Here is a 24,236-nt window from a genome sequence, read left to right as displayed (position 1 = left end):
ATTTACCAGGCCAGGAGCGCCGGGGCAACGGCCGGCGCTCGCGAAGGGGGGAGACGCGGATAGGACAGCCGCCGCCATCTCCCTGTCCGGCGGCACGCGCACGCAGGGCACGGTGCCGAATCGTTGGTCGCGAGCTCACTCGAACCCAGGCGATGGCGGAGCTCCTCCGACGTGTCCCGGTTGCGCGGCCACGGTCGGCACGTACGGCAATCAGCAGGGTCGACGCTGCGGACGCCACCGTTCACCTGCTGCCTTCTCCGCGGCGCGCGGAGGACTGCCTGCGATTGGCGGGGCGGGGGCGCGCCGCCTCGGGGCGGAGATAACCGACCACGAGCGAGCACAGCTCCTCCACGAAGGCGTCGCCCTGGAGGTACTCGGGGCGTTCGGTCGTCGCGGCATACGCGAGCGCATTGACCGAGTGGACGAGGATGAACACCGCCATGTCGAGGTCGCGCGGGCGAATGTCCGTCGCGCGAGGCGCGAGGAAGGCGCGCACCGCGCGGAAGATCTTCAGCTCGTGGGAGTCCACGTAGCCGAGCTGGCGCATGCGCGGCAAGAGCTCGTGCAGCGTCTGGTGCAGCCGGGGATCGGCCACCTTCTCCGCGAGCACCTCGCCGATGAGCGCCCCGAGCGCCTCGCGCAGGGGCGCGCCCGCGAGCTCCGCCACCCGGGCCTCGAACCTCGCGAGCGACCTGGCGCGGTGGTGATCCATGACCGCCATCACCAGCCCCTCCTTGCTCGAGAAGTACTGGTACAGCGAGCCGACGCTGACCCCCGCCTCCTGCGCGATGCGGTTGGTGCTGGCGGCCTCGTAGCCATCCTTGACGAGAACGCGAGCGGTCGCCGTGAGGATGGCGTCGTAGGTCACCTGGGACCGCGTCTGGCGAGGCTTTCTTCGGCGAGAAAGCGATGCACTCGTCTGCATGAAGGCTCCTTGCGGAAATGTGAGCACAAGGCGAGTTGAGAACGTGAGCGCGAGCTCACATTCTTAGCACATGCGAACCGCTTCCTCACAGCATGAGCCCCGTTCCTCCTCGCCTCGCGCCGCCCGGGCCTCAGGCCCGTTCCCCTACCGGGGCCGCCGCGCGCTCGTCACCGGCGCCTCCTCGGGCATCGGCGAGTCGTTTGCCCGCGAGCTCGCCGCGCGCGGCATGGACCTCGTCCTCGTGGCGCGATCCGAGGGCAAGCTCCGCGCGCTCGCCTCGGAGCTGGCGAAGCGCCACGGCGTCGCGGTCGAGGTGGTGGCCTCGGACCTCAGCCGGGAAGGAGCGGCGCGCGCGCTCCACGCGCAGTGCGAGGAGAAGGGCCTGCACGTGGACCTGCTCGTCAACAACGCCGCGTTTGGCACGCACGGGCCGTTCCACGAGGCCCCTCTCGCCAGACAGCACGAGCAGGTGACGCTCAACGTCACCGCCGTGGTGGACCTGAGCCACCTGTTCCTTCCGGGCATGGTCGAGCGCGGCGAGGGAGGGATCATCAACGTGGCCTCGATCGCCGCTTACCAGCCCTTGCCGTACATGGCGACCTACGGAGCGACCAAGGCATTCGTGCTCTCCTTCACGGAGGCGCTGTGGGCGGAGGTCCGCGAGCGCGGGGTGCGTGTCATCGCCCTGTGCCCGGGCCCGGTGGAGACGAGATTCTTCGACGTGGTGGGGACACGCGACGTGGCAGTCGGGCCGATGGCCACACCGGAGCAGGTGGTCCTTGCGGGCCTGCGCGGTCTGGAGAAGGGGAGTCCCTCGCTGATCGTGGGCTTGCGGAACTGGGTTCAGTCCAATTTGCCGCGCCTGTTCCCGCGCGAGCTCGCCTTGCGCGTCACCTCGGGGATCATGAAGCCGCGCCCCCCGGCGGTCCTGGCGGCCACCTCCAGAGGACATCTCCGCTAGCACCGAACGCCCTGGAGCCCTCGGAGCGCTCACCCACGACTTCCGGCTGAGCCGATGACCTCTGCCTGAGCCTGGCGGCGGCGGGAGAGCTTCGACCGGCGGCGAACGCCGGTGAACATCGGGGCGTATCGACGCCTCCTCAGCGAGTGTCCGCGCGCGCGTCCAGCCTCATCGAGCCGGCGACCTGCCTCGTGGCGGCGTTGAAGCGATTGAAGCAGTTGGTCAGCGCGATGTGCAGGACCAGCGCCGCGAGCGCCGGCTCGTCGTAATGCCTCGCGGCCTCCTCCCAGACGTCGTCGGGCACCGGATCCGCGCGATCGCTGAGCCTCGTCGTGGCCTCGGCGAGCGCCAGCGCAGCGCGCTCCGCGTCGGTGAAATAGGGCGCCTCGCGCCAGGCCGCCACGGTGAACAGACGCTCGTCGGTCTCGCCCGCCTTCTTGAGATCGCGCGCGCCTATGTCGACGCAGAAGCTGCACCCGTTGATCTGGCTCGCCCGCAGGTGGACGAGCTCGAGCGTCCGCGCCGGCACGCCGCTCTTCTTCACCGCGCCGATCAGGGCGTGGAAGGGCTGCAAGACTTCCGGCATGAGCATCGCGGGGTTCTTCATCCGTGCTTTCAGCATGATCGTGATCCTCTCGAGGGGTTCGGCTGTGCTCGCCGACCGTGACGGGGCGCTGAACGTCCGTTCGCGTCGTCACATCGGCTAGGATTCGTTCGTCACAGCCATGACGAAGCGCGACGAGGGAGTGTGACCGATGGATGAAAATTGTTGGCTGGCGGAGCGGTTCGAGGCCCACCGGGCCCACCTGCGGGCGGTGGCCTACCGGATGCTCGGCTCCCTGGGCGAGGCGGAAGACGCCGTGCAGGAGTCCTGGCTCCACCTGAGCCGCGCCGACACGAGCGGCGTCGACAACCTGGGCGGGTGGCTGACGACGGTCGTGGCGCGGGTGTGCCTCGACATGCTGCGCTCGCGCAAGGCGCGGCGCGAGGAGCCGATGGCCGCGCCCGACCCCGCCGCGGACCGCAAGGCCGGGACCGACCCCGAGCGCGAGGCGGTGCTGGCCGACTCCGTCGGCCTCGCGCGGCTCGTGGTGCATCTCCGGGCTCGAGAGTACGGGGTGCTCCGGAACGCGCGCCGCACCCGGGCGCTGTCGCGGCGGTCGTCCTCGGGCTTGAGCTCGCCTGGCAGGGCGCTCAGTCGTAGTACTCGTTTCCCAGGTGCGTGATCAGCTCTTCTCCCATCATCCAGCGCAGCGTGTTCTTCAGCTTCATCGACTGGATGAACAGGTCGTGCTCCGGGTAGAGCTCCGGGGCCGTCATCGGGCTCTTGAAGTAGAAGCTCAGCCACTCCTGCGTCCCGCTGAAGCCGGCCCGCGACGCGAGGTCGAGGAACAGCGCCAGGTCGAGCACGATCGGCGCCGCCAGGATCGAGTCCCGGCAGAGGAAGTTCACCTTCATCTGCATCGGATAGCCGAGCCACCCGAACAGATCGATGTTGTCCCAGCCCTCCTTCGCGTCCCCGCGCGGCGGATAATGCTCGATCCGCACCTTGTGGTAGAGCTTCGAATACAGCTCCTTGTAGAGCCCGGGCTGGAGGATCTGCTCGAGCACGCTGAGCTTCGAGGCCTCCTTCGTCTTGAACGAGTCCGGATCGTCGAGCACCACGCCGTCGCGGTTGCCGAGGATGTTCGTCGAGAACCACCCCGAGATCCCGAGCATCCGCGCCTTGAACGCCGGCGCGATCACCGTCTTCATCAGGGTCTGCCCCGTCTTGAAGTCCTTGCCCGCGATCGGCACCCCGTGCGTCCGCGAGAGCTCCGCCGCCGCGGGGAAATCCACGGTCAGGTTCGGCGCCCCGTTCGCGAACGGGACCCCCTCCTTGATGCACGCCCACGCGTAGATCTGCGAGTTCGAGATGCCCGGGTGGTTCGCGAGCAGCCCCGCCTCGAACGCCGCCACCGACCGGTGCACCTCCGAAGGCGCGATGAAGATCTCCGTCGAGCCGCACCACACCGCCACCGCCCGGTCCGCCCCGCGCGACCGCACGAAGCCGCGGATGTCGTCCCGCAGCTGCTCCACCATGTCGGCCTTGCTCCGGCCGGTCTTCACGTGCGGGCCGTGGAGCCGGCGCACGTAGTCCGGGTAGAACACCGCCTTCATCGGCGTCACCGCCGCGAGCTCCTCACGGACCGCATCGAGGTGCGCGGCCTCGAGCACCTTCGCCTCCACCGCCGCCTCGTGGGCATTGTCAGGGAAGATGTCCCAGCCGCCGAACTCGAGATCATCGAGCGACGCGAGCGGGACGAAATCCTTGATCTGCGGGGAACGGTTCTCCGTGCGCTTCCCCAGCCGGATCGTCCCGAGCTGCGTCAGCGCCCCCACCGGCGCGGCGACCCCGCGCCGCGCGAGCATCACGCCCGCGATCGTCGTCGTCGACACGGCCCCGAGCCCCGGGAGGAGCACGGCCAGCTTCCCCTGCGGCTTCACCAGTTTCTGCGGCTGCTTCATCCGATCATCTCCTTGCTCGATCCAGCGCAGCCGCTCCCGGTCTGCTCGTTCAGCTCAGCCGTTCACGGCCTGCGGTAATGGCTTGTCGCCCTCCGACGCCGCCAGCGCGGGCGCGTGACGGCCCAGCCCGAGCACGCTCCGGAAACCCTCGATCGTCCGGCGCAAGCCCACCCGGAGCGGCACCTTCGGCTCGAACCCGAGCACCCGCTTCGCGTGGTCGATGACCGGCTGCCGCTGCCGCGGATCGTCCTGCGGCAGCGGGCGGTACGCGATCCGGCTCCGGCTCCCGGTCAGGTGAATCACCTCCTCGGCCAGCTCCAGCACCGTGAACTCCTCGGGATTGCCCAGGTTCACGGGGCCCGTCTCGGTGGGGTGCTCCATCAGCCGCACGATCCCCTCGACGAGATCGTCCACGTAGCAGAAGCTCCGCGTCTGCGAGCCGGCCCCGTAAACCGTCAGATCCTCGCCCCGCAGCGCCTGCACGATGAAGTTCGACACGACGCGCCCGTCGTCGAGCGCCATCCGCGGACCGTAGGTGTTGAAGATCCGCGCCATCCGGACCTCGACGCCGCGGCTGCGGTGGAAGTCCATCACCAGCGACTCGGCGCAGCGCTTCCCCTCGTCATAACAGGAGCGGATCCCGATCGGGTTCACCGAGCCACGGTAGCTCTCGGGCTGCGGGTGGACCTCGGGATCGCCGTAGACCTCGCTGGTCGACGCCTGGAAGACCCGCGCCCCGCAGCTCTCGGCGAGCTTCAGCGCGTTGTGCGTGCCGACCACGTTGACCATCGTCGTCCGGACCGGATCGCGCTGGTAGTGCGGCGGGCTCGCCGGCGAGGCGAGGTTGTAGATGCGGTCGACCTTGACGTCGTAGGCCTGGGTGACGTCGTGCTCCAGCAGCTGGAAGCGGCGGTGGTGGAGGAGGTGGGCGACGTTGGCCCGGGAGCCGGTCGAGAGATCGTCGAGCGCGACGACCTCGTGGCCATCGCGGATCAGCCGATCACACAGGTGGGAGCCGACGAAGCCGGCGCCTCCGGTCACCAGGATGCGCAGCGCAGCGCTCATGTCTCTCTGACCTCCTCTCCAGGAGACGACGACCGACCGCCAGCCCCGGGTGGGGTGAGCGCCAAAGGATGCATCCTCGTCACGGTCGCTTCGTCATCCGTCATTGGCAGCACGCTGTTCCAAGCCCGACACCACACGTCGATGTCACTGTCTCCGGTCCCCTGGGAGCTCCTGCCCGTCGAGCAGCTCCCGGGCGTATCTCTCCAGCGCCTCGGCGCGGTGCGCCGCGGTGTGCCGGGCGAGCACGCGCTCCCGCGCCCGCTGCCCGATCGCGATCCGCTCCCGCTCGGGGAACTCGCGCAGGAGGCGGAGCGCCTCCTCCGAGGAGCGGGCGACGAGGATCTCCTTGCCAGGCTCGAAGAGCTCGTCGAGCCCCGGCCATTCGTCGCTGATCACCGGCACGCCGCACGCCGCCGCCTCGAAGAGGCGCACGCTCGGCGAGTACCCCGCCTCGATCATGTCCCGCCGCGTGACGTTCAGCGTGAAGCGCTGCGCGCCGTAGAAGCCGCGGTGCTCGCCCGGCGGGATGTGGTCGGTCCGGTCGACGTTGGCAGGCCACGCGATGTCCGCCGGGTACTGCGGCCCGGCGACGGCGAAGCGGCCCTGCTCCCAGCGGCGCGCCGGCTCGACGAGGAGCCGATCCACGGTGGGCTGGCGATCGGCGCTGTAGGTGCCGAGGTAGCCGAGATCCCAGCGCGGCGCGACGCGCTCGGGGAAGTACTCGTCCGGGTCCACCGAACAGTAGAGCGGGCGCGCCCGCTTCGCCCCGTAGCGCCGCTCGAGCAGGTCGAGCGTGGGGCCGCCGGTGAACGAGAGGTAAAGGTCGTACCGCGGGATCAGCGCCGGAGACAGGTACTCGGTGTCGCCCCGCTCGAGCTTCTTCAGCGTCACCGGCGTGTCGATGTCGTAGAACGCCGTCTTCCCGCGCGCCGTCTCCGTCACCCAGGCGCCGACCTCGACCCCGTCGGGCACGTAGGACCCGACCACCACCATGTCCGCGTCGCGCACCGCGTCGCCGAAGCGCGCGCGGAGGTCGTCGAGGCTCTGGTAGAGCTCGGTCTGCCCGTAGGGAGGGCGCGGGAGATCGCGGTTCTCCGCGTAGAACCAGAGGTCCCGCTCGAGGAACAGCACGCGGTGCCCGCGCTGGGCCAGCCGCTTGACGAGCCCGCGGTAGGTCGTCGCGTGGCCGTTGCCCCACGACGAGGTGATCGACAGGCCCAGGAAAACGAAGGAGGTGGTCTTCACGGCGCGGTCGCGGTGAGGGTTGCGTCGTCAGTTGCGTCGTCAGGCCGGGCGAGCAGCGCTTCGACCTGCTTCGCCCGCTCCGCGTAGGTGTGCTCGGCGAGCACGCGCTGCTTCGACGCCTGGCCGATGGCGCGGGCCCGCGCGGGCGTGAGCGCGCGGAGGATCTTCGCGACCTCGTCGCCGTCCCTGGCGACGAGCACCTCGCGCTCGGGCTCCAGGAAGAGCTCGATCCCCTCCCACGCGTCGGTGATCAGGCACGCGGCAGCGCCCGCGGCCTCGAAGACCCGGGTCGCCGGGGAGAAGCCGACCGACGCCATGCTGTCGCGCGCCACGTTCAGCACCGCGCGGGCGCTGGCGTTGAAGGCGTTGTGATCCGCCGTGTAGACGTGCCCGACGTACCGGACGTTCGGCGGCATCGCCTTGTCCTGCCAGCCGTTGCCGCCGAGCAGGAACCGCAGCTCGGGCAGCGCGGCCGCGGGCCGCAGGAAGAACTCCTCCACCCGCCGCTCCCGGTCCGGGAGGCGGTTGGCGAGGAGCGCGAAATCGCAATCAAATCGCGGATCTGGCGCGACCTCGAAGTGGGTCTCGGGGTCGAGCGCGTTGTAGATTGGCACGCAGCGCCGCGCGCCGAGCGCCTCGTAGCCGCGCACCACGGGGTCGCCGCCGCCGTAGGTGAAGACGAAGCTGTAGCGCGGGATGTGCGCGCGGAACGGGTCCGTCGGGTTGGCGCGGACGCGCTCGAGCGTGGCCGGCGCGTCGACGTCCCAGAAGATCGTCCTCAGCCCCGGCCGCTCGAGCGCGGCGACCTCGGCCTCGAGCAGCTCGTCGAAGACGCCGACACCGCTCGCCTTGACGACCACGTCGGCGCTCCGGGCCTGCTCGACGAGGCGCCGCGGCTCCGCGGCGTCCGTGCCGGAGTAGACCACCACGCGGGCCCACGGCGGGTCCTCGATGTCGCGGTGCTTCTGCCGGTCGTAGGCGTCCGGCTCGTAGAACGTGACGCGGTGGCCGCGCGCGGCGAGGGCGCGGATGATGCCGCGGTAGTAGGTGGCGGCTCCGTTCCAGTAGGCGGAGACGAGGCTCGATCCGAAGAAGGCGATGTCGAGCGATCGGCTCGAGGCAGGGCGTCGGTTCATGCGGTGGCTCGCTGGGTGGTGGCGGCGGGCGCGGGGCGGTCGACCTCGATGCCGAGGTCGGCGCAGACGCGCAGGAGCTCGTTGGCGCGGTGGGCGCAGGTGTGGCGCGCGAGGACCGTCTTGCGCCCCCGCTCCGCCAGCTCGGCCGCCATGGCGGGCTCGGCGAGGAGGGCGCGCAGGTGCCGCTTCATCTCGTCGCCGTCCCGCGCGACGAGGTAGTCGAGCCCGGGCGAGAAGAGCTCCTCCGCGTCGCTCCACGGCGAGCAGACGAGCGGGATGGCGCAGGCCATGGCCTCGAACGGCCGGATGGTCGGGATGCCCGGGAGCGACGCGACGTAGGGCCGCCGCGGGACGTGGACGGTCACCCGCGCCCGCGCGAACGCGTCGGGCGCGCGGTGGTTGGGGAGCCAGCCGCGGTACTCGATCCCGGCCGCCTGGAGCGCGGCGCGGGCGTGGTCGGGGTAGCGCACCCCGTGCACGCGGGCGGAGAGGCCGAGGTCGCGCGCCGGGCCGATCAGGAACTCGTCGAGCTCGCGCGTGCGCTCCTCGTCGCCCCAGTTGCCGACCCACACGAGATCGCGCTCGGGCTTGATGTCGGGGCGCGGGCGGAACACCCGGGTGTCCGCGGCCTCGTGCCAGAGGAAGGCGCGGCGGGCCCAGCGGCGCTCGAGGTAGATGTCGCGGATCACCCGGCCGAAGGCGAGCACGCCGTCGTAGTGGGTGAGGTCGTAGCGGGCCATGGCCCCGGGATCCGTGACCGACCGGTGGTGCGTGTCGTGGAAGAGCAGCCGGTACGACGCGCCCGTCCGGTGGGCGCCGACGCGGGCGACCAGCTCGGGCTCGCTCCACTCGTGGACGATGACCAGCGAGGCGCCCTCGAGCGCCTGGTCCAGGTCGAGCGAGGCGAGGTCGTACCGGACCGGGTCGACGTGCGGGTAGACGTCGCGCACCTCGATCAGGGGCGCCTCGCCGTGATCGGCGACGAGGTTCTGGAGGCTCCAGGCGTCCCTGGGCTCGAAGACGCGGACGTCGTGCCCGCGCTCGGCGAGCTCGGTGACCACGCCGCGGAGGAAGTGCGCGTTCCCGTGGTTCCAGTCGGACAGCAGGGAGTGGCAGAAAAGGACGATGCGCATGGTTCACTCGCCTCCCGCGGCGGCGGCGATCGCGGCTTCACGCGCGCCCTCGTACGCCGGCGAGCGCCGCGCGTCGGACCGGCGCCGGAGGAGATCGCCGTAGAGGTGCAGGTAGCCCCGGGCCATCCGCCGCGGCGCGAAGTCGAAGGCGCGGGCGCGCGCTCGGGACGCGAGCTCCCGCCGCGCGCCGGGGTCGTCGATGAGCGACTGGAGCGCGCGCCGGAGCGCGCCAGCGTCGCCGGGGTCGACGTGGAGGGCCGCGTCGCGCCACACCTCGCGCAGGCTGGGGATGTCGCCGAGGACCAGGGCGCAGCCGGAGAGCGCCGCCTCGAGGACCGACAGGCCGAACGGCTCGTAGCGGGCCGGGTGCGCGTAGATCGACGCGCGGGCGAGCGCGGCGGCGACGCCGGAAGGCGAGAGCACGCCGAGGTGCTCGAGCGACGGGATCGGCCGCGCGCCCCCGCCTGGGTGGATGTCGCTGCCGGCCACCCGGATCGGCCAGGGGAGGTGAGGGGCGACCTCGCCGAGCGCGGCGACGTTCTTGGCCTGGTCCCAGAGCCGCCCGACGGCGAGGATGAAGTCCTCCTTGGGCCGCGGGGCGAACCGCTCGGGGTCGGCGGCGTTGGGGATCACCACCGCGCGGGCGCGGCTGGAACGCAAGGGACTCGAAGGCGAGAGCGCGCCGTGGTGGCGCCGCAGGGCGTCGAGCATCGCCTGGGTCGGCGCCACCACGGCCGACGCGCCGGCGAGCCCGCTCGCTACCTCGCGCCGGTAGCGGGCGTACTGCGGCGGCGCCTCCCCGCCGAGGACGGCGGCCCACCAGGAGAGGACGCACGAGTGCGCCACCACGAGCTTCGGGGCGCGGAAGCCGAGGGCGCCGTGCGCGTAGCCGTTCAGGTGGACCACGTCCGGGCGGACGCGCTCCTCGATGTCGAGGAGCCACTCCCCGGCGCGCGCGACGTCGTCCCAGGGGTCGTCCATCCACTCGAGCCGGAAGGAGCTCTCGAACAGGGCGAGCCCGGGCACGCGGCCGACCGCCTCGCGCTGGGCCGCCGAGAGCGGCCCGCCCATCGTGGCGAGCGACGTCCGCACCCCGTGCTCCGCGAGCGCGCGCGCGAGCTCGACCGCGTAGGAGAAGACGCCTCCCACGGTGTCCGCGGTCATCAGGACGGAGCCGGGCTCGTGCAAGGCGTCACCCATGGCCCGGCGCGGCGACCTCCAGCTCGGAGAGCGGCAGCGGGCGGCTCTCCTGGATGTCGCTGAAGTGATCGAACTGGCCGAGGTAGTGCGTGACCGAGCGCTCCCACGCCTGATCGTCGGGGAGGCCCCAGCGCATCGTGTAGTCGGGCGAGCCGGGGTAGGGGAACATCGGCACCGGCTCGTTCGCCCACACGCCGTGCTCCCGGAGCCGATCCCGGAAGGCGGTGACGTCCGCCGGGTCGTCGGTCTGCGACTGGATCAGGTTCGCCTGGACGAAGGGGACGCTCTTCTTGGCGTGGATCAGCAGGTCGCTGAGCTGCTCGGTCGAGAGCTTGCAGTGCTTGGCCAGGAGGCTCCTGCCCTCCTTCGTGATGCTCTCCACCCCCGCCTCGATCGAGATGCACCCCGCCTTGCCGAGCAGGTCGAGCATCTCGCGGTTCCAGTTGTCGACGCGCATCTGGACGCCGAACGACACCTGGCGACCCACGAGCGCCTCGAGCAGCGGGCGGTCGGGCAGGAAGATCTCGTCGATGAAGTAGACGTAGCGGACGCCCTGGGCGATGAGCGCGTCGAGCTCGTCGAGGATCACCGGGAGCGGTCGCTTGCGGTAGCGGTCGCGGAAGTTGTCCTTCGCGCAGAAGGTGCAGTGGTACGGGCACCCCCGCGACGTCTCGACCTCGGCCCCGGGGCCGACCGGCGCCGTGTCGAAGCGGTGGTGGTGGTGGGCGTGGCGCGCCACCGTGGCGTCGTCCCAGCGGAGGGCCGGGAGCCGCGCCATGTCGGTGGCGTGCGGGCCCCCCTGGACGCGCTCCTCCCCGCCATCGACGACGTGGGCGATCGAGGCGATCTCGCCCCAGCGCGAGCGCGGGAGCTCCGCGAGCTGGACGAGCACCTCCTCGCACTCGCCCAGGACCACCGCGTCGACAGCGAGCTTGCGCAGGGTGGCGCGGGGGGTGGTGGAGGCGTGGGGGCCGACGGCGAACCGGAGGCCCGGCAGGTCGCGGAGCGCGTGCAGCGTCTGCTGGGGGACGCGGAGCTCGGGCGGGGCGCAGCGCCAGAAGAGGTAGCTCGGCGCCGTGGTCACCACGATGGCGTCGGGGCGGAGCGCGGCCACCTCGTCGCGGAGCGCGCCCTGCGAGAGGCCCCGGGCCTGGGCGTCGACGATCGTCGCCTCGTGCCCCGCGGCCTCGAGCAGCGCCCTGGCGTAGCCGTACTCGAGCGGCAGGTGCGGCTCGCGGCAGCCGAAATAGATGCTCCCCTCGAAGCTCCAGGGCGGGTTGACCAGCGCGAACCTCACCCGACGCTCTCCATGCGCAGCTCCTCGACCGCCTGGCTGGCGCCCTTGCCGGTGCCGGTCAGCTCCGTCAGCTCGCGCAGCCACCCGTACAGCTTGCGGACGCCCTCGCGGACCCGGACGCGCGGCCACCACCCGGTCGCCGCGGAGAACCGGCGGCAATCGGAGACGTAGTAGCGCTGATCGCCGGGCCGCCACCCCTCGAAGCCGGTCGCGGGGCGCTTGCCGTCGAGCTCCTCGATCATGTCGAGCAGCTCGAGCAGGCTGATCGTGTTCTCCGGGCCCCCGCCGATGTTGAAGGCCGTCGCGGAGAGCTGCCGGATGTTCTTGCGGGCGAGGAGGAAGGCGTCGACGAGGTCGTCGATGAAGAGCACGTCGCGGACCTGCATCCCGTCGCCGTAGAGGGTGATCGGCTCGCGCCGGAGCGCCTGGAGGAGGAAATGGGCGACCCAGCCCTGGTCCTCGGTCCCGAACTGGCGAGGCCCGTAGATGCAGCTCATCCGGAACACCGCCGCGGGGAGCCCGAAGGTGCGGGCGTAGTCGATGACGTACTGGTCCGCCGTGCCCTTGGAGCAGCCGTAGGGGCTGTGGAAGTCGAGCGGGCGGGCCTCGGAGATGCCGGAGGCGCGGAGCTTCGGGTCCTCGGGCTCGTAGTGCCGATCGCGGCACTGGAGCGGGACGTCGGGGAGGCCGCCATACACCTTGTTGGTGGACGTGAAGAGCAGCGGCGGCGGGGCGCTCAGGGCGCGGAGCGCCTCGAGCACGTTGAGCGTCCCCCGGGCGTTGATCTCGAAGTCCTCCACCGGCCGGACGAGGCTGGTGGTCACCGCGACCTGGGCGGCGAAATGGAAGACGCTCGAGGCGCGCCGGACCGCGTCGGCCACCGCGCCGGCGTCCCGCACGTCGCCGGTGATCAGCGTGACGCGGTCGCCGTGGACGCGCCTCAGCCAGTCCACGTTGCGCGCCACCGAGGGCCGCGCGAGGTTGTCGAAGAGGAGCACCGACTCGCCCGCCTGGAGCAGGCGGTGGGCCACGTTGGCCCCGATGAAGCCGGCGCCGCCGGTGATCAGCGCCGGGCGCGCCGGCAGCCCGGTCGGCAGGGTGGCGTCGAGGTCCGCGCCGCTCATACCGTCAGCCCCCGGGACTCCAGCTCGGCGCGCGCCTGCGCGACGGCGTCCTTCGCCACCTGGCCCTCGAGCCAGCCGGCGAGATCGCGCAGCCCTTCCTCGAGCGAGACCTGGGGCTCATACCCGATCTTGCGCCGGGCCGCGGTGATGTCGGAGAAGCAATGGCGGATGTCGCCCAGCCGCGATTTCCCGGTGATCTCGGGGTCGATCCGATCCTTGCCCATCACCCGCCGGACGTGCTCGGCGACCTCGCGCACGGTGGATGACTTTCCGCTGCCGATGTTGAGCACCTGGCCCACGGCGGAGTCGGCGCTGAGGACCCGGACGCAGGCGCGGGAGATGTCGGCGACGCTCACGAAATCGCGCCGCTGCAGCCCGTCTTCGAAGATGAGCGGCGGACGGTCGTTGAGGAGCCGCGCGGCGAAGATGGCGAGGACGCCTGTATACGGGTTGGAGAGGGCCTGGCGGCGGCCATAGACGTTGAAGAAGCGGAGGGCGACGGTCGGGATGCTGTAGGCGCGCCCGATCGTCAGGCAGAGCCGCTCTTGGTCGTACTTGGAGAGCGCATAGACCGACTCGAGCGACGGCGTCTTGGACTCGGGGGTCGGCACGGGCGTGAGCGCCTCGCCGGCCTCGCTCCGGACCTCCCAGTCGCCGCGCTTGAGCTGCTCGAGCGGCCGGCTCGTCCCGGGGACGACGGCGCCGGAGGCGTTCCGGTAGAGCCCCTCGCCGTACACGCTCATGCTCGAGGCGACGATCAGCCGCGCGACCGGCTTCTCGGCGAGCTCCTCGAGGAGGACGGCGGTGCCGAGGTTGTTGACCGAGGTGTACTCCTCGATCTTGTACATGCTCTGTCCCACCCCGACCATGGCCGCGAAGTGGTACACGACGTCCACGCCGCGGAGCGCCGACTTCACCGCGCTGCGGTCGCGGACGTCACCCACGATGAGCTCGACGTCCTGGTTGAGGTACGCCGGGCGGCGGCGCTCGGGGCCGTGCACCTGGGGTAGGAGGCTGTCGAGCGCCCGGACGCGATGTCCCTGGCGCAAGAGCTCGTCGGCGACATGCGAGCCGATGAACCCCGCTCCGCCGGTGATGAGGACGTGACTGGCCATATTCCTCTGGGTCGCTGGTCAATGCGTGGCAAAGCGCCACGAGCCTGAACGGACGAGGCTAGACCGGGCTATAAGAACAGGGCGCCCTTGCTGCCACCCTGCGCTCCGAACAATCGCTGCGGCTTCGCGCCCGGCTCTGTTCGCTGCGGACATCGTACAATCGATGCCCGGGACGACCTCCGAGTAACATGTTATTCACGAGCCTGCAAGGGCGCTTCGTGAGAGTTTGACTCGAGCCCCGTTCAGCAGGACCTCCCGAATCCCGCCGAGAAGTGCTCGTGTTCCGCCAAGGCTATCCGGGATTTGCCTGACAGCCCTCAGGACAGGCTGCAACGCGTCTGGAAAGGACAGCAGCGGGGCAGAGGCTGTCCGTGAGTTTCACATGAGGTCAGGGGATACCGGCGCTCTTTTAAGGAGAGTCCGTAGTGCCGCCGCCACAGTGACGCTTTGCTTTGCGCGCTCGATCTCTGCCAATGCCGGCATGGAAAAAGACGAACGTCATGGGCCCCGCGAAGCTGGTGATCCGGGCGGCCAGCGCCGCCTGGAAGCTCTCCTTGCGCTCGAGATCCTTCGAGACCTGCGAGAGCGCGTGGATGTCCCCTGCGCACGACCCCTTCGATCTCCGAGCGATCGAGCCCGTCTTCTCCGGGTCTGCCGTCAACCTTCTCGGAGCCGTTCATGAGGGGCCTCCCGGATAAAGGAGCCGGGGGGCGGACTTGTCAATCCGATTCAGCAGCGCAAGCGCCTGTTTCGACCGACCGAGCGCCGTGGAGTGCATTCCCATGAGTGACAGGAAATTCCAAAAATATTCGCGATGAGCTCCGGGGTGGCGCACGTCGCGGTGCCGGAGGGGCGCCAGCACTGCTAAGCTCGCCGTCGCTCGCGCCGCGCGGGCCTCGGGCACCCATCAAGGAGGAGGAGCCATGATCGTCGTCACCAACCGCATTCCCGTCGCCGAGGGCCATGAGGCCGACTTCGAGGACCGCTTCAAGAATCGGGTCCATCTGGTCGATCGCGCGCCCGGCTTCATCCGGAACGAGGTGCACCGGCCGAGGCCGATGAAGCTGGACCACGCGACCGGCGCGTGGAGCCCGGATCCGGACACGCAGGGCTTCTATGAGGTCAAGACCTGGTGGCGCTCCATGGACGACTTCATCGCCTGGACGAGGAGCCCCGCGTTCGCCGAGGCGCACCGGAACCGCGCGCCGAAGGAGATGTTCGCGGGCCCGAGCAAGCTCGATATCCACGAGGTCTTCCTCAGCACCGACCTGCAGGAGTAGCCCCGAGCGCGTCCGGCGGATCGGCCGGGCGCCGCGGGTCCCCGCGCGCCGCCAGTCCCCCCGCGCGCCGCCAGTCCCCCCCGCGCGCCGCGCCGCGAGCCGGGCGCACGCGCGCGGCGCGGCTGCCGCGACAGTAGCTTCCGCCCGCAGCGTCTGTTATAGCGGATATTCGTCCACGGTCCGACCTGTCCGGCTCGACGCGCAGAGCCGCCAGGTCATGAAGCGCATCGGCCCGGCGACCCGCCGTCCTTCCACGCTCTCGCCACGCTCTCGCCACGATCTCTCGCCGCGACATCGCGCGGCCGGTCTCGCCCGGACCGGCGGCGGAGCCCGGAAGGACGCGCGGCCGCCCACAGCTCCAAGGAGAAGCAGCACATGCGGTTTCGTCCGGATCCCACCTTCTACCCGTCGCCGCGCCTCGCGATGGAGGCGCCGCCCGAGCGGCTGGCCTACGTGACCGCGCTCGACGCGGGCGCCGCGCTGGGGCGCCAGGGCGACGTCCGCCACGACGCGCTCACGGTCGTCGATCTCGACCCGAGGTCGCCGGCGTATGGCACCCTCGTCTCGGTCAACGAGGTGCCGACCTACGGCGACGAGCTCCACCACTCCGGCTGGAACGCGTGCAGCGCCGCGCTGTGCCCCTACGCGCCGCACCCGCACGTGGAGCGCCGTTTTCTGCTGCTCCCGGCGCTCCGCTCGTCGAACATCTTCGTCTTCGACGTCAAGCGGGACCCGCGCCGCCCCGAGCTCGTCCACACGGTCCGCGCCGAGGAGATCGCGAAGCGGGCGGGCTATTCGCGCCCGCACACGCTGCACTGCGGCCCCGACGGCATCTACGTGAGCGCGCTCGGCAGCCCCGACGGCGACGGGCCGGGGGGCATCTTCGTGCTCGACTGCGAGAGCTTCGACGTGCTCGGCCGCTGGGAGATCGACCGCGGGCCGCAGTTCCTCCACTACGACTTCTGGTGGCACCTCGGCCACGACACCCTCCTCACGAGCGAGTGGGGGACGCCGAAGATGATCGAGGAAGGCCTGAATCCGGAGCTCCTGCTCGGCAAGAAGTACGGCCACAGCGTGCATGTCTGGGACCTCCGGAAGCGCAAGCACCTCCAGGCGCTGGATCTCGGCGACGAGCACCAGATGGCGCTGGAGCTCCGCCCCGCCCACGACCCGACCAAGGCCTATGGCTTCGTCGGCGTCGTCGTGAGCGTCAAGGACCTCTCCGCGTCGGTCTGGCTCTGGCACCGCGACGGCGACAGGTGGGCGATCCGCAAGGTGATCGAGGTGCCGGCCGAGCCCGCGGACCCCGACCTCCTTCCGCCGCTGCTCGAGGGCTTCAAGGCGGTCCCGCCGCTCATCACGGACATCAACCTCTCTCTCGACGACCGGTTCCTTTACGTGTCTTGCTGGGGAACAGGCGAGCTCCGGCAGTACGATGTGTCGGACCCGTTCCACCCGAAGCTGACCGGCTCGGTGCGCCTCGGGGGCGTCGTCCGCCGGGCGGCGCACCCTCGATCCGGGCCGCTGCGGGGCGGGCCGCAGATGGTCGAGGTGAGCCGCGACGGGCGGCGCGTTTACTTCACGAACTCGCTCTATGCCTCCTGGGACGAGCAGTTCTATCCGGAGGGCGTCGGCGGCTGGATGGCCAAGGTCGATGTGGCGGCCGGCGGGGGCATCGCGCTCGACCCCGAGTTCTTCGTCGATTTCGGCGCCCTGCGCCCTCACCAGGTGCGGCTCGAGGGGGGCGACGCGTCGTCCGACTCGTTCTGCTATCCGTGACCGGCCATGACGCCCTGGCTCACGCTGGCGCTGCTCGGCGCCTACCATGGCATCAACCCCGGCATGGGGTGGCTGTTCGCTGTCGCGCTCGGCCTGCAGGAGAAGCGCAGCAGCGCGGTGCGGCGGGCGCTCGTCCCGATCGCGATCGGCCACGCGGCGTCGATCGGCCTCACGGTCGCGCTGCTCGGGCTCGGGCTCGCGAGCGTCCCGGCGTCGGCGCTCCGCTGGCTCACGGCGGCGGCGCTCGTCGCGTTCGGCGCGCTGAAGCTCGTGAGGCCGCGCCACCCGCGGTGGGTCGGGATGCGCGTGGGCTTCCGCGACCTGACCTGGTGGTCCTTCCTGATGGCCACCGCGCACGGCGCGGGGCTCATGCTGCTGCCGGTCTTCCTGCTCGGCGCGGACAACCCGGCGCCGTGCCATGGCGGCGGCTGCCACAGCGCGGCGGGCCTGTCGCTGACGAGCCCTCCGGGCTACCTCGCCGCCGTCCTCGTGCACACCGGCGCCATGATGGCGGCGGCCGCCGCGGTCGCGCTCGTCGTCTATCACAAGCTCGGCGTCGCGATCCTCCGCACGGCCTGGTTCAACCTCGACCGGGCCTGGGCCGTCGCGCTCATCGGTGCCGGCGTCCTCGCGGTCGTGCTCTGACGTCCGCGCGGGCTGCGCGCGCTCTCTCGGCTTGAAGGCGAGCGGCCTCGTGTACTACGAGGCCGGCCGAGCGCGCTCGTCGGCCGCCGGCCCGTCGCCGCGCGACGCCGATGTCCCGCGGGATCGCCATCATGTCAGAACGTCATCCAGCAGCGCGGGGCGCCGGCGCCGGGCCGCGGCGCCCGGTGAGCGCAGGGCACGGCGCAGGGCAGGGGCCGGAGGCGCCTTCCGAGCGGCCGCGCGGCTCCTCCGCGCGGCGGCCACGGCCCGCGCCGAGGAGCTCCCTGTATCTCCTCCCCAACCTGATCACGCTTTCCTCTGTCTTCTGCGGCTTCGACTCGGTGCGGCTCTCGGCCTCGGCGCGGTCCGACGACGATTTCCAGCGCGCCGCGCTCCTCATCCTCTTCGCGATGGTCTCCGACACGCTCGACGGCCGCGTCGCGCGGATGACGCGGACCCAGAGCGCGTTTGGCCTCCAGCTCGACTCGCTCGCCGATCTCGTGTCGTTCGGCGTGGCCCCGTCGGTGCTCGTGTACCAGTGGTCGCTGCACCGCCTCGGTCTTCCCGGCGTGCTCGCCGGATTCGTCTTCACCGCGTGCGGCGCGCTCCGGCTCGCCCGTTTCAACGTCCTCGCGACCCGCGACGGGGCTCGGTCCGCGTCGCCCCCGAGGTACATCGTCGGCCTCCCCGTCACCGGCGCGGCCGGGATCCTGGTCGCGATCGTGATGACCCACCGCGCCGCTGCCGGGCAGCCCGGCGGCGCCGGCGCGGCGCCGGCCGTCCTCGCGACGACGCTGCTCCTGTCGCTCCTCATGGTGTCGACGATCCGGTTCCGCTCGTTCAAGGATCTGCGCCTCGACGCCCGGACCGCGCTGTTCGCCGCGCTCGCCCTCGGGTCGAGCGCGCTCATCTCGGCCCGGTGGGCGCCTGGGTTCGTCGTCGTCTGGCTGATCAGCGCCTATATCCTGCTCGGCGTCGTCGAGTCGCTCTGGCGCCTTCCGGCGAGGCGGCGCCGCGCGCCGGGCGATCCGGCCGCCGCGCTGGACGGGTGTCCCCGCGGCGAGGAGCCGCTCTAGCTAGAGCGACAAACGGCTTGAAACCACGAGAAAAAGCAGAAATTTCACAGGGAGGCGGGGAGGGTGCGACCAGGCAAGGCTGGTCCCCGAGGGAAAGGAGTGAGCGGTAGCTTCTGAAATCGGGTTTCGCTGTCCAGCGGGTGCGAATCCCGTCCGGTCAAGGTCACGCCCGACCAGCCGGAAGTCAGCCTTGCGACGGACCCCGTGAGGGGCTCGGCGATGCGTAGGCAGGCGAGCGAGCGAGCCGCAACGTGCCAGCCACGAAATCCTCCACTTTCCGGGTGCCCAGGGTGTTCTCCCGCCTGAAGGCAACAGCGTCCTACCTCGCAAGGGCGGGAGGGGGACGCACCCGGCGGGGTAGCTGGTTGCGGCGCGCAGCAAGAGGATGGCCCAGGCACCTGGGAGGCCCTCGTCTCTCCACGAGAAACGCCGGTACGACGGGGAGCCGGTGATCCGTCCCCGGGGCGAGACACGCAGCGGATGCCCGTGTCTCGCAGCCGAGCCCAGCGGGCTCCGCAAGGAAATGCGCATCCGCCTCGCGGTAGGCCCACAGCAAGGGGAACCGGAGCCGAAGCCGAAGGAGACGAGGGAGTCGGAGGGTCCCATACGAGCGACGACGCGGGCGAACGGAGGGCACCGGAGCCCGTCAAGCAAAGGGGACCCGTGTCGAGAGGAACTTCAGGAGGGAACCATGAGCGCTGCCACGACGGCGAACACCATGTCACCGGGACTGTTGAAGGTAAGGGAAAGAGCGGAGCGAGACCCGGAAGGGGTCCTCCTCGCGCTGGCGCACCTCATCGACGAGGAAGCGCTGCAGCGAGCGTACCGCGGCCTTCGCAAGGAGGCCGCGGTGGGCGTGGATGGCATCACGATGGAGCAGTACGGGCAGGATCTGGAGCGCAACGTCGGCGATCTGCACGCGCGGATGAAGTCGATGCGCTACCGGCACCAGCCCATCCGGCGGGTGTACATCCCGAAGGAACGGGGCAAAACGCGACCGATCGGCATCTCGTGCACCGAGGACAAGATCGTCCAGGCCGCGGTGCGGGAAGTGCTGGAGGTCGTCTACGAGCCGGTCTTCCGAGACGTCTCGTACGGGTTTCGGCCCGGTCGCAGCGCGCACGACGCGCTGCGCGCCCTGAACCGGATGCTGCTGAGCGGGGTGGAATGGATCCTGGAGGCGGACATCGAGTCCTTCTTCGACAGCATCGACCGCACGAAGCTGATGGAGATGCTCCAGGCCCGGGTCGCCGACAAGTCGCTGCTGCGGCTGGTTGGCAAGTGCTTGCATGTAGGGGTCCTCGACGGTGCGGAATTTTCCGCGCCGGAGGATGGGACGGTGCAGGGCTCGGTCCTGTCGCCACTGCTGGGCAACGTCTACCTTCACCACGTGCTCGACCTGTGGATCGAGCGCGACGTCCAACCGCGGCTCGTGGGCAAGGCTACCCTGATCCGCTACGCCGATGACTTCGTCATCGGCTTTGAGAGGGAGGACGACGCGAAGCGGGTGATGGAGGTGCTACCGCAGCGCTTCGAGCGGTACGGACTGAAGCTGCACCCGGACAAGACCCGCCTTCTGCCCTTCGGGCGCCCGGACAACCGGGGACCTGGGAGCGAGGGTCCGGCGACCTTCGACTTCCTCGGCTTCACGCACTACTGGCGGCGGAGCCGATCGGGCCGATGGATGCCGAGCATGAAGACACGCAAGGCGCGCCTCCGACGGGCCATCACGGCCGTCGCCGACTTTTGCCGACGCCATCGGCATCTGCCGGTCAAGGAGCAGCACGCCGCGCTCACGCGGCGCATCGTCGGGCACCGCAACTACTTCGGCGTCAATGGAAACCTGCGGAGCATCGCGCTCCTGATCCATGCGGCCGAACGGGCATGGCACAAGTGGCTATGCCGGCGGAGCCAGCGTGCGCACCTGAACTGGAAGCGGTTTCAAGAGCTGCTGCGGGGTTTCCCGCTGCCCAGGCCGCTGATCCGCGTCCAGCTCTGGACGTCTCCCTGAGCCCTCTCGGCGGAAGAGCCGGATGGTGGAAATCTCCTTGTCCGGATCTGGCGAGGGCCCCCGGACCGACGGGTCCGGGGGCTACTCTACCGGGGAGGGAGAGACGGCAAGAGAAAGAACTTCAGTTTTTCTTCCTCCCCGCCTCCCCGCCTCCCTGTGAAATTTCTCCGGGGTTTTAACGTGATCGGTATTCTGGCTGCGGGGCTCGGTCAGTGGGCGGAACGCCAGTGCAAAGGCCGTCGCGTACCACGGAACACGGGAACGAGCTGGAACAAGCATCAAGGATGACGGCGGTGGCTCCTGGGTGAGCTGTCGCTGGCCACAGCCTCGGCGCGCACCGGCTCGCCCTGGAGCGCACGGTGGTTGGCCAGGATGTTCCCGCGGGCGGGGACCGAGGCTCGAAGGATGTTTCGGTTACTGGATAGATTCGGGTTTGAGGACCGGTAGGCGCACGGGCCGGGCGTTCGCCTGACCCTGGGCGCGGCGCCTACTGTTTGCAGTCACTGTTGCAGACCATGATGCGGAAGACGGATAGAGCGTTGGCCGGGCTGAAATCGCTGCAGTTCGTCTCCATGATGCACTCTGCCACGCACTCGCCGTGGTCGTCGCACGTGTCGAGCGCGGGCGTCGTGAGGCCGGCGCCGCACTCCGCGAGGCGCTCGGCGGCGTCGTCGCAGGTGGTTCTGCAGCCCATGACGAGCAAGCTCGCGGCGATCAGGAGCGGAATGATGGGGTATGTCATGGCGTGCCTGATGGGCCCTCGTTGATTGATCTCCTCGACTCCGATGCCGCGGCGGGGGCGCCGTTCAGTCGTTCTCTGCGGCCGGAGCGCGAGGAGGACCGCATCGTAAGCGATGAGGGGCTGGCGCGGCGGCCAGGAAGCCGTCGCAATCGGGCTATTCCGGGCTGCGAGGGGTGCGCGGCGTCAGACCGACAGGGCCTCGGTCATGTGATCCAGGAACGCGCGGATACGGTTCACGTTCTTCAGCTCGGGGAGCGTGAGCAGCCAGAGATCGCGGTCATACGCAGGGTCGATCGCGCCGAGGCGCGCGAGCCGCGGGTCGCCGTCCGCCGCGACGCAGGCGAGGAAGTGCGCGCCCACGCCCGCGGCGACCGCCTCCTGGATGGCCAGCGAGCCGAAGTCCACGCGCATCGCGATGCGCGCGCCCGGAACGTTCGCCGCGAGCCACGCGTCGAGCCAGCGCGGGTCGAGCCGCTCGTCCCAGTGGATCCAGGGGAAATCGGCGTAGCTCGCCTGCGGCCCCGCGCGCTCGACGAGGGCCTTGCTGGCGTACACAGCGAACTGGATGCGGCCGACCCTGCGTCCCACGAGGTGCGGGGCGGGCGAGCGCGTCATGCGCAGCACGACGTCCGCCTCGCGGCGCGGCAGGCTCACCTCGCTGTCGCCGGAGGCGACCGTCAGCTCGATGCCCGGGTAGCGCTCGGTGAACGACGAGAACGCCGGCTGGTACACGCGAAAGAGCATGTCCATCGTGGACACGCGCAGCTTCCCCTGGAGCTGCGCGTCCTGGCCGAGCACGCGCGCCTCGAGCGCCAGCAGCTCGGCCTCGGTCCGCTCGGCGACCTCCACCACGTCCTGGCCCGCCGCCGTGGCCTCGTAGCCGTCGGGCGTCTGCGCGAAGAGCCGGACCCCCAGGCGCTCCTCGATCGCTCGGATCCGGCGCGCCACCGTCGTGTGGGTCGTCCGCAGCGCGACGCCAGCCCGGCTCAGCGTCCCGTGCCGCGAGAGGGCGAGCACATGCCGCAGGTCGTCCCAGTCCACCTGTGCACAATTGCACAGCGAGTCTGCCGATTCAATCAGCGACTGAACGCGGACGAACCGCTAGGTTGGCCGCATGCCGCACCCGGAACGCACGCTCTCGACGCCGTCCGCCGCCATCCACCCGCCGCCCCGGGACATCAAACGCCTCCTGTCGGCGCTGTGGGTCTTCGCGATGTTCAACTACCTCTATGCCGACGTCGTGGGGCTGATGGACTCCACGCTCCTGGCGCAGTTCCTGCGCGGCCAGGTCGGCTCGCTCTCGATCACCGGCGAGTTCCTCTTCGCCGCCGCCGTGCTCATGGAGATCCCGATCGCGATGACGCTCCTGTCGCGCGTCCTTCCGTATCGGGCCAACCGGTGGGCCAACATCGTCGCCGGCACCATCAAGACCGCGGTCGTCGCCGGCACGCTCTCGATCGGCCACCCCACCGGCTATTACCTCTTCTTTGCTTTGATCGAGATCGCGTGCACGACGCTCATCGTGGTCCTGGCCTGGCGGTGGGCGCCGCGCCCGGAGTGAGGCACGAGGCCCGCCGAGCCGCGCTGCGGGTCGGCGGAGCCGGCCAGCTGGGGGGCTCCGGCGCCGGTGGCGCGAACGCCCGCGCGTCGAGCCCGTGGCGCTCCATCCAGCGGCGGAGCTGGGTGCGGTGCACGCCGAGCTCCCGCGCCGCGGCGCTCACGTTGCCTTGCCGGCGCGCCAGCACGCCCGCGAGCCTCGCCCGCGTCGGCGGCGCCGGAGGCCCTGCTGCCATCGCGTGCGCGCCGCCCTCCGGCGGAGCCACGGGCGCCGTGAAGGCGAGGCCCGCCGTCGCGCCGAGGTGCTTCGCCTCGACGCGCGCCGCGCCCTCCGCGACGGCGGCCTGCGCCGCGCTGCGCACCTCCGCGCACAGCTCCCGCACGTTGCCGGGCCACGCTCGAAGGAGGCAGCTCTCCACGAGCGACACGTGGATCGCGAGCCCGGGCGCGGTCCGCTCCACCTCCGCCTGGAGCAGCCACGGGATCTCCTCTGGCCGCTGGCGGAGCGGCGGCGCCGCGACGCGCGGGCTGGCGATGCGGAAATAGAGGTCTTCTCGCAGCTTGCCGGCCGCCACCTGGGCTCGCAGATCGCGGTGCGTCGCGGAGCAGAAGCGCAGCTCGACCTTGCGCGGGCGCGCGGCGCCGAGCGCGAGCACCTCGCCCGTCTCCAGCACGCGCAGGAGCTTGGCCTGCACGGACAGGCCGAGCTCCGCCACCTCGTCGAGGAACAGCGTGCCCCCGTGCGCCGCCTGGATGTACCCGTCGGCGTCGGCGTCGGCGCCGGAGTAGGCTCCGCGCTTCGTCCCGAAGAGCAGGCGCTCCGCGACGCCCTCGGGGATGGTGGCGCAGTTGACGGCCTGGAAGGGGCCGCTCGGGCACGGCCCTCCCGCGTGAAACGCGCGCGCGAGCCCCTCCTTGCCGGCGCCGCTTTCGCCCGTGATGTGCAGCGTCGGTCCGAGCCCGGCCGCGCTCGCCGCCGCCCGGACCACCTGCTGGAGCGCCGGCCCCTCGACGCGCCCGCCGGAGACGCGCAGGCCGAGCCGCTGGAACGGCCCGACGTCGCTCACGGGCACGAACAACGAATCGCCGACGCGGATCACCCGCGCGGCGCAGCCTGGCGCCTCGGGCGCGACCGGCGCTCCGTCGGCGCCGGTGCCGTTGCGGCTCCCGAGATCGGCGACGAAGAACTGGCCGGCCTCGAAGCTCACCCGCGCGTGGCGTCGCGACACGCACGCGTCGGGTCGCTCGTCGAACATCGGGTGCAGGCGCCCGATCTCCACCCGGCCGCTGTCGAGCCCGACGGCCGTCGCCGCCGGGCGGCCGGCCGCGAAGACGAGGAGGAGGCCCGGCGTCGCCGCGCCCGCCGCGGCCCCGGCCACGGTCTCGCTGCTCAGTTCCTGTGTATCGGTCAGCTCCGTCATGGGGATCACCCCCTGG

The 24,236-nt window shown here is 71.0% G+C and carries 21 protein-coding genes and 1 pseudogene; 8 read left to right on the top strand and 14 right to left on the bottom strand.

The annotated features are described in order from the left end of the window. Positions 1 to 241: 241 nt before the first annotated feature. On the bottom strand, positions 242 to 868 hold the full coding sequence (locus WME85_RS40900) for a TetR/AcrR family transcriptional regulator (RefSeq protein WP_437829199.1): 627 nt from the start codon (positions 866 to 868) through the stop codon (positions 242 to 244). 127 nt (positions 869 to 995) lie between these two features. Between WME85_RS40900 and WME85_RS40895 the strand changes: the two genes are divergently transcribed. After that, positions 996 to 1,886, top strand: a complete 891-nt coding sequence (locus WME85_RS40895; RefSeq protein ID WP_437829198.1) for an SDR family NAD(P)-dependent oxidoreductase — start codon at positions 996 to 998, stop codon at positions 1,884 to 1,886. A gap of 139 nt (positions 1,887 to 2,025) precedes the next feature. Here the strand turns inward: WME85_RS40895 and WME85_RS40890 are convergent, their stop codons facing one another. Then, positions 2,026 to 2,505, bottom strand: coding sequence for a carboxymuconolactone decarboxylase family protein (locus WME85_RS40890; protein WP_437842505.1), 480 nt, complete (start codon positions 2,503 to 2,505; stop codon positions 2,026 to 2,028). A gap of 136 nt (positions 2,506 to 2,641) precedes the next feature. On the opposite strand from WME85_RS40890, the pseudogene WME85_RS40885 reads away from it, so the two are divergent. Further along, positions 2,642 to 2,980, top strand: a pseudogene (locus WME85_RS40885) (sigma factor); the annotation flags it as partial. A 100-nt stretch (positions 2,981 to 3,080) separates the two neighbouring features. Here WME85_RS40885 and WME85_RS40880 read toward each other — a convergent pair. The 9 genes from WME85_RS40880 to WME85_RS40840 all read right to left on the bottom strand — a co-directional run bounded on the left by WME85_RS40880 (position 3,081) and on the right by WME85_RS40840 (position 13,709). Continuing rightward, entirely contained in the window at positions 3,081 to 4,394 is a 1,314-nt protein-coding gene (locus tag WME85_RS40880; protein WP_437829196.1) for an inositol-3-phosphate synthase, read from the bottom strand. Positions 4,395 to 4,448: 54 nt separating this feature from the next. Beyond that, entirely contained in the window at positions 4,449 to 5,459 is a 1,011-nt protein-coding gene (locus tag WME85_RS40875; RefSeq protein ID WP_437829194.1) for a UDP-glucuronic acid decarboxylase family protein, read from the bottom strand. Between the two features lie 144 nt (positions 5,460 to 5,603). After that, positions 5,604 to 6,704, bottom strand: coding sequence for a CgeB family protein (locus tag WME85_RS40870; protein WP_437829192.1), 1,101 nt, complete (start codon positions 6,702 to 6,704; stop codon positions 5,604 to 5,606). Next, on the bottom strand, positions 6,701 to 7,840 hold the full coding sequence (locus WME85_RS40865; protein ID WP_437829190.1) for a CgeB family protein: 1,140 nt from the start codon (positions 7,838 to 7,840) through the stop codon (positions 6,701 to 6,703). The genes WME85_RS40870 and WME85_RS40865 overlap by 4 nt, the downstream gene beginning before the upstream one ends. Beyond that, positions 7,837 to 8,973, bottom strand: coding sequence for a CgeB family protein (locus WME85_RS40860; RefSeq protein WP_437829187.1), 1,137 nt, complete (start codon positions 8,971 to 8,973; stop codon positions 7,837 to 7,839). The genes WME85_RS40865 and WME85_RS40860 overlap by 4 nt, the downstream gene beginning before the upstream one ends. Before the next feature lie 3 nt (positions 8,974 to 8,976). Then, the gene (locus WME85_RS40855) at positions 8,977 to 10,173 is read right to left on the bottom strand and encodes a glycosyltransferase family 4 protein (RefSeq protein WP_437829184.1); all 1,197 of its coding nucleotides are present in this window, start codon (positions 10,171 to 10,173) and stop codon (positions 8,977 to 8,979) included. Then, a complete protein-coding gene (locus WME85_RS40850) occupies positions 10,166 to 11,470 on the bottom strand; it encodes a TIGR04295 family B12-binding domain-containing radical SAM protein (RefSeq protein WP_437829182.1) in 1,305 nt (434 codons plus the stop codon). The genes WME85_RS40855 and WME85_RS40850 overlap by 8 nt, the downstream gene beginning before the upstream one ends. Then, positions 11,467 to 12,594: an SDR family NAD(P)-dependent oxidoreductase gene (locus WME85_RS40845; protein ID WP_437829180.1), complete on the bottom strand. Its 1,128-nt coding sequence runs from the start codon at positions 12,592 to 12,594 to the stop codon at positions 11,467 to 11,469. Before WME85_RS40845 ends, WME85_RS40850 begins: the two co-directional genes overlap by 4 nt. Continuing rightward, positions 12,591 to 13,709, bottom strand: a complete 1,119-nt coding sequence (locus WME85_RS40840) for an NAD-dependent epimerase/dehydratase family protein (RefSeq protein WP_437829178.1) — start codon at positions 13,707 to 13,709, stop codon at positions 12,591 to 12,593. Before WME85_RS40840 ends, WME85_RS40845 begins: the two co-directional genes overlap by 4 nt. Positions 13,710 to 14,632: 923 nt before the next feature. Here WME85_RS40840 and WME85_RS40835 point away from each other — a divergent pair. The 5 genes from WME85_RS40835 (at position 14,633) to ltrA (ending at position 20,500) form a co-directional block, all read left to right on the top strand. Then, positions 14,633 to 14,989, top strand: a complete 357-nt coding sequence (locus WME85_RS40835) for an antibiotic biosynthesis monooxygenase family protein (RefSeq protein WP_437304452.1) — start codon at positions 14,633 to 14,635, stop codon at positions 14,987 to 14,989. Positions 14,990 to 15,364: 375 nt separating this feature from the next. Beyond that, positions 15,365 to 16,768: a selenium-binding protein SBP56-related protein gene (locus WME85_RS40830; protein ID WP_437829177.1), complete on the top strand. Its 1,404-nt coding sequence runs from the start codon at positions 15,365 to 15,367 to the stop codon at positions 16,766 to 16,768. 6 nt (positions 16,769 to 16,774) lie between these two features. Continuing rightward, the gene (locus WME85_RS40825; protein WP_437829176.1) at positions 16,775 to 17,413 is read left to right on the top strand and encodes a hypothetical protein; all 639 of its coding nucleotides are present in this window, start codon (positions 16,775 to 16,777) and stop codon (positions 17,411 to 17,413) included. A 131-nt stretch (positions 17,414 to 17,544) separates the two neighbouring features. After that, complete coding sequence (pssA, locus tag WME85_RS40820) at positions 17,545 to 18,489, top strand: CDP-diacylglycerol--serine O-phosphatidyltransferase (protein ID WP_437829174.1); 945 nt, start codon at positions 17,545 to 17,547, stop codon at positions 18,487 to 18,489. 691 nt (positions 18,490 to 19,180) lie between these two features. Further along, complete coding sequence (ltrA, locus tag WME85_RS40815; RefSeq protein WP_437829171.1) at positions 19,181 to 20,500, top strand: group II intron reverse transcriptase/maturase; 1,320 nt, start codon at positions 19,181 to 19,183, stop codon at positions 20,498 to 20,500. Between the two features lie 487 nt (positions 20,501 to 20,987). On the opposite strand, the gene WME85_RS40810 is transcribed toward ltrA, so the two are convergent. Beyond that, complete coding sequence (locus WME85_RS40810; protein ID WP_437829169.1) at positions 20,988 to 21,242, bottom strand: hypothetical protein; 255 nt, start codon at positions 21,240 to 21,242, stop codon at positions 20,988 to 20,990. Between the two features lie 183 nt (positions 21,243 to 21,425). Further along, entirely contained in the window at positions 21,426 to 22,283 is an 858-nt protein-coding gene (locus WME85_RS40805) for a LysR family transcriptional regulator (RefSeq protein WP_437829166.1), read from the bottom strand. Between the two features lie 73 nt (positions 22,284 to 22,356). On the opposite strand from WME85_RS40805, the gene WME85_RS40800 reads away from it, so the two are divergent. Further along, positions 22,357 to 22,803, top strand: a complete 447-nt coding sequence (locus WME85_RS40800; RefSeq protein ID WP_437829164.1) for a DUF6326 family protein — start codon at positions 22,357 to 22,359, stop codon at positions 22,801 to 22,803. On the opposite strand, the gene WME85_RS40795 is transcribed toward WME85_RS40800, so the two are convergent. Continuing rightward, the gene (locus tag WME85_RS40795; protein WP_437829163.1) at positions 22,760 to 24,220 is read right to left on the bottom strand and encodes a sigma 54-interacting transcriptional regulator; all 1,461 of its coding nucleotides are present in this window, start codon (positions 24,218 to 24,220) and stop codon (positions 22,760 to 22,762) included. The two genes, WME85_RS40800 and WME85_RS40795, sit on opposite strands and share 44 nt — an antisense overlap. Positions 24,221 to 24,236: the final 16 nt, after the last annotated feature.

Origin of the sequence: Sorangium sp. So ce1153, from assembly GCF_051521595.1 — a bacterium.
Taxonomy (GTDB): domain Bacteria; phylum Myxococcota_A; class Polyangia; order Polyangiales; family Polyangiaceae; genus Sorangium.
Note: the sequence above shows the minus strand (reverse complement) of the source record. Positions and strands in the feature narration are given on the sequence as shown.

Bases quoted from the DNA above. Each gene is read 5' to 3' on its own strand.
- WME85_RS40875 (WP_437829194.1), bottom strand. From the start codon at position 5,459: ATGAGCGCTGCGCTGCGCATCCTGGTGACCGGAGGCGCCGGCTTCGTC.
- WME85_RS40830 (WP_437829177.1), top strand. From the start codon at position 15,365: ATGCGGTTTCGTCCGGATCCCACCTTCTACCCGTCGCCGCGCCTCGCG.
- pssA (WP_437829174.1), top strand. From the start codon at position 17,545: ATGTCAGAACGTCATCCAGCAGCGCGGGGCGCCGGCGCCGGGCCGCGG.
- WME85_RS40880 (WP_437829196.1), bottom strand. From the start codon at position 4,394: ATGAAGCAGCCGCAGAAACTGGTGAAGCCGCAGGGGAAGCTGGCCGTG.
- WME85_RS40895 (WP_437829198.1), top strand. From the start codon at position 996: ATGCGAACCGCTTCCTCACAGCATGAGCCCCGTTCCTCCTCGCCTCGC.
- WME85_RS40825 (WP_437829176.1), top strand. From the start codon at position 16,775: ATGACGCCCTGGCTCACGCTGGCGCTGCTCGGCGCCTACCATGGCATC.
- WME85_RS40795 (WP_437829163.1), bottom strand. From the start codon at position 24,220: ATGACGGAGCTGACCGATACACAGGAACTGAGCAGCGAGACCGTGGCC.
- ltrA (WP_437829171.1), top strand. From the start codon at position 19,181: ATGAGCGCTGCCACGACGGCGAACACCATGTCACCGGGACTGTTGAAG.
- WME85_RS40800 (WP_437829164.1), top strand. From the start codon at position 22,357: ATGCCGCACCCGGAACGCACGCTCTCGACGCCGTCCGCCGCCATCCAC.
- WME85_RS40865 (WP_437829190.1), bottom strand. From the start codon at position 7,840: ATGAACCGACGCCCTGCCTCGAGCCGATCGCTCGACATCGCCTTCTTC.
- WME85_RS40860 (WP_437829187.1), bottom strand. From the start codon at position 8,973: ATGCGCATCGTCCTTTTCTGCCACTCCCTGCTGTCCGACTGGAACCAC.
- WME85_RS40835 (WP_437304452.1), top strand. From the start codon at position 14,633: ATGATCGTCGTCACCAACCGCATTCCCGTCGCCGAGGGCCATGAGGCC.
- WME85_RS40810 (WP_437829169.1), bottom strand. From the start codon at position 21,242: ATGACATACCCCATCATTCCGCTCCTGATCGCCGCGAGCTTGCTCGTC.
- WME85_RS40840 (WP_437829178.1), bottom strand. From the start codon at position 13,709: ATGGCCAGTCACGTCCTCATCACCGGCGGAGCGGGGTTCATCGGCTCG.
- WME85_RS40845 (WP_437829180.1), bottom strand. From the start codon at position 12,594: ATGAGCGGCGCGGACCTCGACGCCACCCTGCCGACCGGGCTGCCGGCG.
- WME85_RS40855 (WP_437829184.1), bottom strand. From the start codon at position 10,173: ATGGGTGACGCCTTGCACGAGCCCGGCTCCGTCCTGATGACCGCGGAC.